Source organism: Bacillus cereus group sp. Bce041 (genome assembly GCF_052646455.1).
Genome location: NZ_JBQXON010000016.1, coordinates 17,289 through 30,196 on the forward strand (window position 1 = coordinate 17,289; position 12,908 = coordinate 30,196).

Consider the following 12,908-nt stretch of genomic DNA (forward strand, 5'->3'; position numbering starts at 1 on the left):
GAATTATGTGAAACGAGAGATTACGAGAAATTCAAACATAGCTATGATAAATACGTTGAGTTATTAGCTAAAATCCTTCGTGATTGTGGATTATCAGTAAAAGGATTATGGACTCTTTACTATGTAACAGCTTGGGAAGAAGTGAAGAAAGATGAGCTTCCTACGAAGGTAAAAGAAAAATTAGGTGTGCAATAATCAGTTATTTGTGACGGCGGATTTTCCTACGGGGTGGGTTTGCCGTTTTTCTTATTTACACCGAGAAACTCATGTGTTCTATGTTAGAGTGCAATTTATTTAAAATAGTAACCTCCATAATGAGTGAGTTATTTTTATAATAAGTTAGTCTTTTACAAAGAGCTGGTATAAAGGAAGTAGTTAATTTAAAAGGCGGATTTCTTGAGTGGAAAAAGTTTGGATTACCATACGAGAATTAATTTTTATCTAGTAATTCATCAAATTAGATATTTATCTTATTAATAAATTACTTATGTTATTACAATTATAATAAATATTGGGTAATAAAACCAGTCTTGTAGTATAATGTATATTGTATTAATATTTATATATTCTTGTTAAATATTATAGGATTGGGTGATGATATTGATGAAAACAATTAAATCTATAACATGTATGTCAGTTTTATTATTCATTTTTACATTATTTTTACCAAAAAATTTAGCATTCGCAGAAGAGATGGATAAGGTTTGGGATCCAGAGAAAGGGACTATTTCTGGTTATATCTGGTTTGATGAAAATGAGGATGGGTGGATTGATCCTGAGGAACAAACACTCGCACCTGAAATAGGTGAAATAAAGTTATATTTAATTAATGAAAATGAAGAAATAGTTGAGGAAAAAATAGTTTCTAGATTACAAAGTGGTCAAGCTCATTACTATTTTGAGGTAGAAGAAGGAAAGTATAAAATACGAGCTGAGTTTACTGAAAAGGGAAAATATCAGCTTACTAGAGATGGAAGAGATTCATTTTTCAATTCTACAACAAATGAAACAAGATATTATGAAATTATGAAGTCATATAATATAGATAGTATTCAGCTGGGATATAAAAAAGCATCTTAAGCATATTTAAAATAAGGAAAAAAGCTAAAGATGATAGTAATGAGGTTGGATTTAAATTTTAAGTGGGGCAATCGCCTCTCTTTTTTTATATATGAGATTTGTTGATTATATTATTTGATGTGATGTTATATGAAAAAAGTGGAGGCGTTTATCGTTGCTGAGTTTTGGACGATTAGATCGTGAACAGAGCTTTAATGTTTTATCTTGGGGGCGACCATTGTAAGGGAATCTTATACAACTACAGCATCAGAGCTTTGTGTTCTCCAGTTCTTTAAATTAAAGACTTGTAACTTTATTTTATCACTAGATTAATCTCACAGAACGAGAAAATGTAAATGTTTTATAATGTAATGTGCTCCTAATTGAGGGATTTTCTTATCATTGGTAATTTCATGTACCGTATTTAATAATAAATTTAATTGGGAAGAAGTGAAACAGGAGGAGCTTCCTGCAAAAGTGAAAGAAAAACTTGCTGCGAAATAATAAAAAGGATTTGGCCTTAAAGGTCAAATCCTTTTCTGTTTTCAAAATCTTTTTGTGAAATGAAAAAAAATCCATATCTTTTAAATTGAGCTGTTGTTACGTCGTAACTAGTTTGTTTATTTCTACTAATTACTTAAGTTTTATCATTTTTGCACCAAAACTTATCTGTCCATTTGGTAAGGCATCGAATAAACCTTACGTATACCACTGCGATTTCTGATAACTTACATGTATAGGTATCACTCAATATAACAAAAATGTAATGTTAATAAAATGTAATTCCACCGATACCATTAATGAAATTATATAAAATGAAGGGGAGTTAAAGAATTTGTATAATGAAAAAGGAGAAGTATTAATGCGAAATATATTAAGTGTAGAAAAAATCGAAAAATATTATGGTAATAAAGATAATGTAACAAAGGCTATAGATAATATTAGTTTTAAGGTAGATGAGGGGGGAATTTATTGGGAGAATGGGGCCCTCAGGAAGTGGAAAACTACATTACTTAACTGTATATCAACGATTGATAATGTTACGACGGGAAAAATAATAATCAATAATAGTGACATTACACGGTTAAAATCAAAGTCACTAGACAAGTTTAGAAAAAATGAATTAGGGTTTGTATTTCAGGACTTTAATTTATTAGATACTCTTACTGCTATCCTTCCACGAATTTCGTATGAAACTTAAGAACAAACGTAAAACGGTATGAAAAGACTAGAAATTCTCTTCATACCGTTTGTATTATTTAGTCATTTAACATATTGGTATATTTAATTGTGAATCAGATCAATGTTAATCTGGATTAGTCATTACTATTTTTGATGCCCACTAATACTTAACGTAAGATTTGGTTTGATTGCTACACAGACCTCGTAAGCGAGGAATTGTACACTATATAAAACAGTAAAATAAATAGCCGATCCCTTAGCGTAAAAGGAATCGGCTATTTTATGTCTAAATTCTGTTCAAACGCACAGTTTTCTTTTTTGATATTGTGATTCTATGCCCATCAAGCTAAGATTTTTAATTACCCCTAAAACGAAAAAGTTATTTCTCTACAGTCATTTATGAAAAATTAATCGAATTTCTTTTTTTACAGATGATTAATTTTTAAAAATTATACTCAAGGGTTAGGGATTCACAATAACTTTTATGAACTATTAATACTTCATAAAAGTTATTGTGAATTTTGTGAATGAGTGTTTTTGACTTTCTACTTTAATAAATCCATGGTGAGCTTCGATAATTGACTTCGCTAGTGCTAAGCCAATTCCAATGGAGCCTTCTTTATTAGAATTTTTTGTTTTGTAAAATCTATCGAATATATATGGCAAATCTTCTGATGCAATACCTTCACCAAAATCTTGAATTATTATTTCAGTATGAATAGGAGAGTTTGTGACTTCAATATAAATAGAACTATTATCATTTGAATGTTCAATGGAATTCTTTAAAATATTTAATAAAGCTTCTTGCATCCAAATACTGTCATGGAAAAGTGATATTTTTTCATTGGTTTTTAAATGTATGTTCATATTTTTTTTATTTAATTTACTGTTTAAACTAGCAATGACCTCATAAATTGTATCAATAATATCAGAGTTTTCTTTTTCAAATAGTATTGCCCTAGCATCTATTTTTGAAACTTTTAATAAATTATGTATTAAAAAGCTGATTCTTGAAATTTGAACATCATTATTGTGTAAAAAATGATATTGTTGTTCATTTAATTTACCTTGTAATAAGATATCATTGTTCACTGTTAGTGTTGAGAGTGGTGTTTTTAGTTGATGAGAAATATCTTGTAAAGTTTGAATTAAAAATTGTTTCTCTTCCATTAAATTATGCATACTTTTTCTAATAACATTTTTCAGTTTATGAAAAGAATTAGCAAGTTTAGCTAGATCACCTTCTCTATTTTCCTTGATATCAATGGTGTAATCACCTTCAATAATTTTATTCGCTGCAGTTGTTACATTTCTAATTTTTAAGAAAAAAGATTTATATTGTAAGTAATTTAGAAAAATTAGGATTAAGCTGAACCCTATTGCTCCAAGGAACATGTATATATTGTTTTGGGATATATGTTTATTTAAATAAGGAAAAAGTCTTGAATCCAATTGAGCAGATAGACCATATTGTTTTAATAGCATTTCTCCATCACTGGAATAATCTTTTTTATTGGCTGTATCATTTGTAAGTGCTTGTATTATTTCGTATTCATTTTCTGGGTGTTGTTCAATTAGTTTTCCAGTAATTTCACTCCAAATAGTAATATAATCATTTTTTAAATGGTCATATAGAATATGAATTGTGATAACTTGATATATAATAAATAAAAAAGAGATTAATGCTAATGTAAGTATATTAATTTTTATTTCTCTATTTATCATTAAATTACTCCTTACTGACGTCTTTATTCCAGAAATATCCGACACCTCTTTGTGTGATTATACAGTCAGGATTTTGTGGATTATCCTCAATTTTACTTCTCAATCTTTTTACATAAACAGAAAGAGTATTTTCATCGAAAAACACTTCACCTTCATCTGCTATTTTTTTCAATATCTCATTTCTTTGTAACACTTTATGAGGATTTAGCATTAACGTTAATAAGAGTTTGTATTCTAAATGTGTTAAATTTATACTTTTCTCATGCTTAAAGGCTCTGGCCGCTTCAACTTCAAGCTGTATATTTTCAGACTTCAATATAGTATTAGAAGCTGTTTTAAGTTTTTTTCTTAATTGTACTTTTACTCTAGATAATAGCTCTTTTACCCTGAAGGGTTTTGTTATATAATCATCTCCACCAATATCAAGGCTCATTACTACATTTGCCTCCTCATCCAGTGCTGTGAGAAAAATAATAGGTATATCACCTTTTCTTTTAAGATAGGTACATAAATCATACCCATTTCCATCTGGGAGTCCAACATCCAATATAGCTAAGTCAAATTTATTATTTTCGTATTGGTCTTTTGCATCTTGTACAGTAGAAACTCTTATGACCTCAAGTCCTTCTCCTTTTAGAGTAAACTCAATAGCCATTCCTAGATCGTTATCGTCTTCAACGAATAATACTTTATCCACAGTATCTCTCCTCATTTGTCTTTGATTATGACAGTTATTTTACACGTTGATAGGCTAATTTAAAATAGTTTAGTATGGAAATGGATTTTTGAGGCTTTTCTGAGTATAAGCATAATACTCAAATCGACTTAAAGCTTTTCAGTACATAATGAGATACAACAATTACTTAAAGCAGAATATTTATGTAATTCATACATGTACTTGCTTATATTTTGAAAAACCTTGTAATAGTGTCTTGTTGAATTTGTACGTTTTTATACAATCAGTAAAGTTTTGTTTAAGTTATCTTATACAAAAATGTTAAATGAAATTTGAATTCACATTAATTATGTAAATGAATTTAAAAAAACAGATCATTGAGAATAAGAGCCGAATGGGAGCGGATTTTTGAGAATTTGAAAAGTATGTGTGTACTTAAATAAGTGTATAAAAGCCGTTTAATTTTAAAGTATATCTTAATCAGAGTTACGAGTATATAAAAAGTTAGATTTAGTAATCTTACTAAACTGTAAGATTAAAGTATATATAGTAAGACAAGAGTTATTCAATTAACAATTAAAGACGTCTATACTGAAAGTAATCATTCTTTATTAAGACTTGTAGCATTTTAGCCACTGTTTATATAAAGAAAAAACCTACTGTTCTAATCCCAGATTAAACATAGTATATGAGGAGGAAGAAAATGAAAAAGATAATAGGATTTCTAGTAGTAACAGCAATTTTTATAGGTATAGGGTTTGCTGTAAATCGGTATATAAATGGTCCTTCACAACCAGTAAACGGTATCATGGTATCTGGAACGAAAGAAAATATATCAGCTGTCAAAAATCTGTATAAAGATCAAAACGTACGAACAGCAGATTATAGTTATAAATTGGTCACAGAAATAATAAAACAAGAATTCACTACCGAACAGAAAGAAGAAATTAAGAAAGAATGGAAAGAAAAAGGAGGAAATATGACTGAAGAAGAGATAGACAAGGAACTTAATAAACCATCTGTTACAAAGAAACAATATGCGGTTATTACAAAATCTACAGCTGAAAAATTCTTAAAAAAAGGAATTATAAGAACACCCTTATCTAAAGAAGATAGTTCAATGACTTCAACCCCGGTAAAAGAAATAAAAGAATTAGCGAGTGAAAAAAACTTATTTTATAGAAAAAAAGCGGAAGATGAGGAAGTTAAGGATGGAAATTTAAATTTAAATGGACAAATGATACCTGTTCAACATATTGAACAAAATAATTGGATTGGCTATTTTTCATCACCGATAGTAATTGTTAATGAGGAAACATATAAACAATTAAAAGAAAAAGAAGTAAGCCTTTCGTTAATTCAGTTTGCAAAAGAAAATTTTGACTATAAAAATAAAAACAAAGTAAAAAAGGTGGTCGAATACGTTTCAAAAGTGTATGCAGTGAAAGACGAGAATGGTGAGCACGATAAGGATAAAATCTATTTTGTAGAGATTCAAAATTAATCTGTGAAAAGGATGAGTTGTATGGAGGTTGTTAGATTAGAAAATGTAGTAAAAACATATGGAGAGGGAGAAACGCAAGTACAGGCGTTAAAAGGAATTAATCTTTCCATTCATAGAGGAGAATTCGTAACCATAGTTGGAGCATCAGGTTCTGGTAAAAGTACCTTATTGCATATTTTAGGAGGGCTGGATCGTCCGAGTTCGGGAAATGTGTTTATAGGTGATGAAAATATCTACAATTATAAAGATAATGAACTCTCTATTTTTCGCCGAAGAAAAGTTGGATTTATATTTCAGTTTTTCAATTTAATTCCTGTCTTGAATGTACAAGAAAATATTGCTTTGCCAGCTCTATTGGACGAAGAACAGTTAGATGATCATTACCTGGATGAAATTATAAGAACTCTAGGGTTAAATGAAAGACGAAATCATTTGCCTTCTGAATTATCGGGTGGTCAACAACAAAGGGTATCTATTGGTAGATCTCTTATAAATAAACCCGATATTATCTTAGCGGATGAACCAACCGGAAATCTAGATACAAAAAATACAAAAGAAGTTCTGAATTTATTAAAAGTAACGGCTAAAAAATATAATCAGACGGTGATTTTAATTACCCATGACCCTGCTATCGCATCAAACTCTGATCGAATTATAACCATTACAGATGGCATGATTATTTCAGATAAAAAATTAGTGCAAAATCAAGAGAAATGTGGAGGGGAGGAGTATTGATTCATAGTTACAAACAGTTAAGTCAAAAATATCTCAGAAGTAATATAAAACGTACTCTGCTAACATTAACAGGTATTATTCTAGCATTGGCGCTAATAACAACGATTGGACTTTTTTTTAATAGTGGATACACTTCGGGAATTGATAATGCTAAAAAAGGTTCTATGGGTTCTGCAAATATTTCAGTTGAAAATTATAATCAAAAGCTTTTCAATATGATAAAAAGTAATCCGAATATATCTTCTTATGGCATCATAACTCCAGGAGAGGTGCTCCATGTTGATGATATAGCTGTCTCTTATATGTATGCAGATCATCAAGCATTGAAGCTGTTACAGTCTAGTATTCCTGTAGAAGGTAAGCTGCCTTCAAATGAACACGAGGCTGTTTTGGAAAAATGGATGCTGCCTTACTTTGGTCCCAATCTTAAATTAGGCGGTATGTTTACTATTCATGAAAAAAAATATAAACTTGTTGGTTTGCTAAATAAGTCTAGTAGTACTCAGGAAAATAAAACTGGTCAATTATTGACATATAAAAATAAGTTCAAAGTTGGTGAAGGTAGCGTATTGATTGAATTGCATAAGTACGCAAACTTTGATGAAGTTGAAAACCAATTTAAATTATTGACGAATAAAGAAAATATAAGAGTGAATGACGAATTAAAGAGAGCCTTAAAGCCTAGTGTAGAGATAATGGTGGCAGCCGCTATTAGTATTGGGATTGTTGTGATTTCTACGATTGTTATTATTTACAATGCATTTTAAATTAGTATAGTAGAGCGAATGAAACAGTTTGGGCTATTGAGGAGTATAGGAGCTACAAAAAAACAAATCAGAAAAATTGTGATAAGAGAAGCAACATTTCTTTCTATTATTGCTATCTTTTTTGGGGTTTTGTTTAGTATATTAGTAGTCTTTTTACTTAATCAAGTACTGATAAACGTACTTAAAAACTCTATGGGATATACAATTAAATTAGATTGGTTAATTATATGTGTAAGTTCGTTAATTACATTGATAACTGTTTATATTTCAAGCTATTTTCCCGCTTTTTTTGCAGGAAGAATTTCACCGCTACTGGCCGTAAGTAGCCGATTGGCTATAAAAAAAGAAAAAATAAAGAAAAAAAAGAGAACAAAACTAAAGAAACCACTATCTTTTCCGTTAAGTATGGCATTGAAAAATATCCAAAGAAATCCCAATAGATATACAGTTACAATTTTGTCTATTATTATAAGTAGTGTACTGTATATCACGTTTACGTTTCTCATAGATACTGTCATTCAGCGTAAACAACCGGAAATTCAAGCTCTAAAATCGGATATATCAGTTACGGTTAATTCAAATTTAGACAAGCCTAGCATAGATCGTATGAGTCGAAATATTTATAAAGTTAATAACGTAGAGAATCTGTACAAGCAATATCAGGCAAATGATTTTTATACGAAAGTACCAAAAAATAAACAAATTAAAGAATTACAAGGAAATGAATCGCTGTATCATAAAGTAAAATACAATAATCAGACTGTAGAAATTATGGAAACACAAATAAAAGCATACGATGAGAATAGTTTAAAGAAACTAGCTGAAAATGTAACTAGTGGAAGAATTGATATTTCAAAATTAAATCGTGAAAAAGAGGTTATTTTAGTAAAGCAAGCTGCATCAAATGATATGAATACAAGTAAAAAATATATAGGTTCTCTAAGTACTTTTCAGGTAGGGGATGAAATCCAAATAACAAGTCGACAGGAAAGAAAACCTACAGAGGAAATCTCTTACAATGAAGACAAACTAGAAACTTTAAAAATAGCTGCAATTGTAGAATTAGATATTTTTAATATGAGTAGAGTGATGGATACCATAACTTTTATTACTAGTGAACAAATAGCCGAACATATTACACCATCTCCACAAAAATTAACAGGTTTTGAAATTGATTTAGAGAATCAATCTCAGGCTGATGCTACAATTTTAGATATACAAAAGAAACTGAGTGGAGATGCATCTATAGATGTAAAAAATAATATTGTTCAAAGTAATTTCCATACAGACAATATACTTTATATAAAAATATTAGGGTACGGATTTATAGCTGTTATTACACTAATTGGTTGTGTAAATATTTTAAATACCATCACAGTCAGCATCATTATGAGAAGAAAAGAATTAGCTGCTTTAAAATCGATTGGTATGTCGCAAAAAGATTTGAAAAAGATGGTTATATATGAAGGACTTCTGTACGGTTTCTTTGGAAGCATACAAGGGATCTTTTTCGGCTGTATGCTGTCGTATATTCTTTATGTAGCACTGTCAAATACGGTGTCGTTTGAATGGATTATTCCTTATCAATCTAGCTTTATCACATTTATAACTGCACTGTTGATTAGTTATGTATCGGTACTAATTCCGCTTCGGAAAATTAAAAAAGATAACGTTATAGATGTAATTAGAGAAGAATAGCAGTAGTTAAAATAATATGTGATTCTGAAGTTCAACTGAGATACGTATAAAACGATTGGTAATCTGTATTATATTTTAATTGTACAGTTCAAATCGAGGAATTCTAAAACAAAAAATACAAAAGTACCTTATATAATATAAGGTACTTTTGTATTTTTTAAAATGACATAAGATACGTTTACTTGAGTTTTTTAGGTAGTTAGGGTTTGATATACTAACTTAAAATAAAAATGCTGAGTAGTTCATTTTCAGTATACATCAATATATCTGAATTAAAAATGCAATTTTGCATCGAAATATCTGCAGTACCAATTGCATAATAGTCTCAAGTCTATTACAGTGGGAGCATTGTTGTTACTAGTTGGTGGAGTCATTTTCTTAAAACATAAAAATAAATAAAAAGAGAAGTAAGGACGAGTTACGTAAAATTGAATATGATTACACGAAGTGAGAAACAAGAATTAGAAACGTGTATGATGTATTGATGGCTACACGTTATGGGGGATGAAACTTGTTATTGGAAAAAGTATTTAGTGAAAACAAAAATTGAAGTGTTTATATAAAAAACCTCCCAAAGGAGGTTTTTTATGAAGATAAACGTTTTGAAGCAGTCATCTTTTTAACTTTCATAATAATTTCACGTTCTAACATTTCATTTTTCTTACCAATTCGGCTTCCAATAAAGAAAACATCGATTAAAGCCCAGAAACCAAGCCCTCCAAGAGTCAGTGTCATGGCAATTGCCATACCAAAGTCACGTGCGTAGTAGCGGTGACCACCAAGTCCGCCTAGAAAAAACCAAATTAGGTAAGCAAGTCCTTTTGATTTTTTCTTTTTCTCAAACTCTGAAGTAACAAGAACCATTTGATCCGTTGTTAAGTCCTTTTTCAATAGTAGGTTATCCATTAAAATTCTCCCTTTAAATGTAAGATATAATTATTCCGAATATAAATATATCATAATATTAACTTTAATGTAATAACCCAGAAAAATATTATTGGTAATTCAAAAATTAATGGTTAAATACAATTTAAAGAATATGGTCAATCATTTGTGTGAAATAGCTTGTGTATACCATTTGGGATACTATAATTAATTTTCAATTTCATTTCAAGAACAACGGAAACAAAAGAGAAATCGAAACGAAATCATGAAAGAAACTATATTAAAAATACTATGATTTAGAAATAGAAAGGGGCTCATCAAATAAAGATGACATTGGGAGATCAGTTTCAAGTTGTCTAAAATTTAAAGCACATTTATAGAATCATGGAAAAATAAGAGATTGTTTGTTCAGTTCGCATAGCGAATCTGTTATTTAATTAAAACAAGAGATTAAGAAATATATAACATACATAATTATTATAGATGTCAATGGAATTCAAAAAAGATGAAACTGTTAAATACAGAAATATTTTTTTGATGTTGCTAGCTTTTTTAATGTCCTTTACAAAGGAGACAGATCACTTTTTAAGAATTCGTTGTTACTATATATATATAATCATTAAGAGTATGTTTGATGGATCAGTATTTCTCAATAACAACAGCTACACATCCCATTTACATTTATTGTATGTAAAGCGTATGCTAGATTTAGTTGTAATAAATGGAAGGGAGCTGTGTTTTTGAACAGAAAAGTTTTTTCTTCAGTTTTACTATCGTCACTTTTGTTTTTAGGGGTAACTGGTTCAGGAGGAGTAGAGGCTTCTATGATTACACAAATAAAGTATAAACAAGGCGGGGCAAAGTACATATATACAAATGCACCAGAAAGTGTATACGATAATCCAAATATGGGATCAAGCTTTGAAGCTGGTAAGTATGCTTACTACACAAATGAAAGAATATTAGAAGCAAATCAAGAGTATAGTGCTGAATTTTTTAATCGAAATTATACTGGAGGTCAATTGAAATTTGGATATGCTATACACAATGAAGATCGTCAACCGCAAACCATAAGAATTAAAAATAGTGCTGTAAACGCAGCATATCCGGTTAGTTCTGATGGTTCATGGGATATAATAGGCATTACATCTAGTACTATAGTTCAATATGGAAATAGTAACAATGATCAAGTTATTACTATTCCGGCAGATGGACATGTATTTATATTAGAAAAAGATGTAGAAGATACTTTTGCAGTTAATGGAAAAATTAAGTTTATTCCGAACGCAAAATTAACCCTACGTCAATTTGTTTCAAAGAAAAAACCAGATGGACAGTTCTCTAGCCCATCAGAAATTTTTGATCCTATAAAAACAACACAGGTTAAAAATTATAATAAAACTACTTCAACTGCTAATTATAATTACGATGAAAGGTATGCTGTTATTGATAATGTAACAACAAGTACCTTTTATGTAGGTTCAAAGACAAGTAAAGCCTATCCTCAACCTCGTGTTGGTATTAATGAATACGAAGCACCTATATGGTATCTAGAAAATTCTAACTCGACGCTTGAAGGAAACTATGGAATTGTTTATGATTTTCAATTTAAAAATGCGGCAGGAAAGAAAATTAGAATTAAGCCTGAAATTATATCAGAAAATGATAAGTCAACCGATCCAGAGAAATTCCCGCCACTAGCATTTTTTTCACAAGTAACGTACTGGACTTCAGGAACTTGGAAAAGTACAACCAAATTAACTAAACCTGATCAATATCATTATATAACTATTCCAGCAGATCAACATGTAAAATTTATATTACCAGGTGGTAATAATGGCAATAACCTTTTTGAAATTATAGAATAATGTTTTGGAAGTTAGAATTAAATAAATAGACAGAGTCATATTGTTGATGCCAATTTAAATAAAAATGTAAGAGAATAAAAAAATCGTCAGTTGCTTTTTAAAAGCGCTGACGATTTTTTGTATAGTCTCATAGCTAGACTTAATTATTAAAAGCTAAATAAATTTCTATATAGTGTAAAATTAAAGAAATTAAATAGGAATTTGGGATTATATTTGTTTTAAAGGGATTGAGGTGGATCTAATTTCATTGAATCTATCATAACTTTAATATTTTTCGAATTACCTTTAACAGATAGTTTCACTTTTTCAATTTCCAATGTTTTTGAAAAATCTTCATTTCCTATTGAACCAATTAACTGATCTAATTCATTAGTCCATGTAATGTTAGTAGCTTGAATCATTGCCTTAATCGTGGGTATATCTGCGCAGCCAGTATACATAATCCCATCAATTACTTTTCCGTTTTCTCCTAACATGACACTTACCCATTTCATATCTTGATCTGATTTATCTACTTCTTTAGGGTAATAAAAACTATATGTATTGGATTGCTTTTCTAGTTCAAGATTAAATGGAAGAATTTCAATACCTTGTGTAGATACAGTACTCTTAATTTTATTATAGTTTTTTAAATATTCTTCTGCTGTCATATGTTTAAGTGCAACTTTTTCTTTTACATCCACTGGTTCTTTTTGGGGGGCTTCTATTTTGTTGAGAGTATCTTTGTGCTCTATATCTGTGCAACCTAAAAGGCTAGCCGCTACCAGAAAGGTTCCGAGTATAAGTATTTTCTTTGGCATAAAAATCTC

The 12,908-nt window shown here is 29.6% G+C and carries 9 protein-coding genes and 4 pseudogenes; 9 read left to right on the forward strand and 4 right to left on the reverse strand.

Going from position 1 to position 12,908, the window contains the following annotated elements; genetic code table 11:
* The 4 genes and pseudogenes from ACUN13_RS27660 to ACUN13_RS27675 all read left to right on the forward strand — a co-directional run.
* A pseudogene (locus ACUN13_RS27660) lies at positions 1 to 135 on the forward strand (N-acetylmuramoyl-L-alanine amidase); the annotation flags it as partial.
* Between the two features lie 206 nt (positions 136 to 341).
* Positions 342 to 434: pseudogene (locus ACUN13_RS27665) on the forward strand (rhodanese-like domain-containing protein); the annotation flags it as partial.
* A 169-nt stretch (positions 435 to 603) separates the two neighbouring features.
* On the forward strand, positions 604 to 1,080 hold the full coding sequence (locus tag ACUN13_RS27670; protein WP_088344617.1) for an SdrD B-like domain-containing protein: 477 nt from the start codon (positions 604 to 606) through the stop codon (positions 1,078 to 1,080).
* A gap of 814 nt (positions 1,081 to 1,894) precedes the next feature.
* A complete protein-coding gene (locus tag ACUN13_RS27675) occupies positions 1,895 to 2,260 on the forward strand; it encodes an ATP-binding cassette domain-containing protein (protein WP_269800673.1) in 366 nt (121 codons plus the stop codon).
* A 473-nt stretch (positions 2,261 to 2,733) separates the two neighbouring features.
* Here ACUN13_RS27675 and ACUN13_RS27680 read toward each other — a convergent pair whose 3' ends face one another.
* Together ACUN13_RS27680 and ACUN13_RS27685 are read right to left on the reverse strand one after the other, a co-directional pair.
* On the reverse strand, positions 2,734 to 3,966 hold the full coding sequence (locus tag ACUN13_RS27680) for a sensor histidine kinase (RefSeq protein WP_409532380.1): 1,233 nt from the start codon (positions 3,964 to 3,966) through the stop codon (positions 2,734 to 2,736).
* 4 nt (positions 3,967 to 3,970) lie between these two features.
* Positions 3,971 to 4,663 carry a response regulator transcription factor gene (locus tag ACUN13_RS27685; RefSeq protein WP_445424067.1) on the reverse strand — a complete coding sequence of 231 codons (693 nt, stop codon included), beginning with the start codon at positions 4,661 to 4,663 and terminating at the stop codon, positions 3,971 to 3,973.
* A 682-nt stretch (positions 4,664 to 5,345) separates the two neighbouring features.
* On the opposite strand from ACUN13_RS27685, the gene ACUN13_RS27690 reads away from it, so the two are divergent.
* The 3 genes and pseudogenes from ACUN13_RS27690 (at position 5,346) to ACUN13_RS27700 (ending at position 9,346) form a co-directional block, all read left to right on the forward strand.
* Positions 5,346 to 6,146 carry a lipoprotein BA_5634 family protein gene (locus ACUN13_RS27690; protein ID WP_025687970.1) on the forward strand — a complete coding sequence of 267 codons (801 nt, stop codon included), beginning with the start codon at positions 5,346 to 5,348 and terminating at the stop codon, positions 6,144 to 6,146.
* A gap of 21 nt (positions 6,147 to 6,167) precedes the next feature.
* Entirely contained in the window at positions 6,168 to 6,881 is a 714-nt protein-coding gene (locus ACUN13_RS27695; RefSeq protein WP_089607850.1) for an ATP-binding cassette domain-containing protein, read from the forward strand.
* Positions 6,878 to 9,346, forward strand: a pseudogene (locus tag ACUN13_RS27700) (ABC transporter permease). The gene ACUN13_RS27695 and the pseudogene ACUN13_RS27700 overlap by 4 nt, the downstream one beginning before the upstream one ends.
* A gap of 585 nt (positions 9,347 to 9,931) precedes the next feature.
* Here the strand turns inward: ACUN13_RS27700 and ACUN13_RS27705 are convergent.
* A complete protein-coding gene (locus ACUN13_RS27705; protein WP_000369371.1) occupies positions 9,932 to 10,252 on the reverse strand; it encodes a TM2 domain-containing protein in 321 nt (106 codons plus the stop codon).
* Between the two features lie 112 nt (positions 10,253 to 10,364).
* On the opposite strand from ACUN13_RS27705, the pseudogene ACUN13_RS27710 reads away from it, so the two are divergent.
* Together ACUN13_RS27710 and ACUN13_RS27715 are read left to right on the forward strand one after the other, a co-directional pair.
* A pseudogene (locus ACUN13_RS27710) lies at positions 10,365 to 10,624 on the forward strand (IS3 family transposase); the annotation flags it as partial.
* A gap of 341 nt (positions 10,625 to 10,965) precedes the next feature.
* Positions 10,966 to 12,099 carry a copper amine oxidase gene (locus ACUN13_RS27715; protein WP_409532381.1) on the forward strand — a complete coding sequence of 378 codons (1,134 nt, stop codon included), beginning with the start codon at positions 10,966 to 10,968 and terminating at the stop codon, positions 12,097 to 12,099.
* A 218-nt stretch (positions 12,100 to 12,317) separates the two neighbouring features.
* On the opposite strand, the gene ACUN13_RS27720 is transcribed toward ACUN13_RS27715, so the two are convergent.
* Positions 12,318 to 12,899, reverse strand: coding sequence for a hypothetical protein (locus ACUN13_RS27720; protein WP_445424068.1), 582 nt, complete (start codon positions 12,897 to 12,899; stop codon positions 12,318 to 12,320).
* Between the last annotated feature and the right edge of the window lie 9 nt (positions 12,900 to 12,908).

What these genes read in the sequence shown, in the direction of transcription:
- ACUN13_RS27670 (WP_088344617.1), top strand. Translation starts at nt 604, where the DNA reads ATGAAAACAATTAAATCTATAACATGTATGTCAGTTTTATTATTCATT.
- ACUN13_RS27680 (WP_409532380.1), bottom strand. Translation starts at nt 3,966, where the DNA reads ATGATAAATAGAGAAATAAAAATTAATATACTTACATTAGCATTAATC.
- ACUN13_RS27690 (WP_025687970.1), top strand. Translation starts at nt 5,346, where the DNA reads ATGAAAAAGATAATAGGATTTCTAGTAGTAACAGCAATTTTTATAGGT.
- ACUN13_RS27695 (WP_089607850.1), top strand. Translation starts at nt 6,168, where the DNA reads ATGGAGGTTGTTAGATTAGAAAATGTAGTAAAAACATATGGAGAGGGA.
- ACUN13_RS27705 (WP_000369371.1), bottom strand. Translation starts at nt 10,252, where the DNA reads ATGGATAACCTACTATTGAAAAAGGACTTAACAACGGATCAAATGGTT.
- ACUN13_RS27720 (WP_445424068.1), bottom strand. Translation starts at nt 12,899, where the DNA reads ATGCCAAAGAAAATACTTATACTCGGAACCTTTCTGGTAGCGGCTAGC.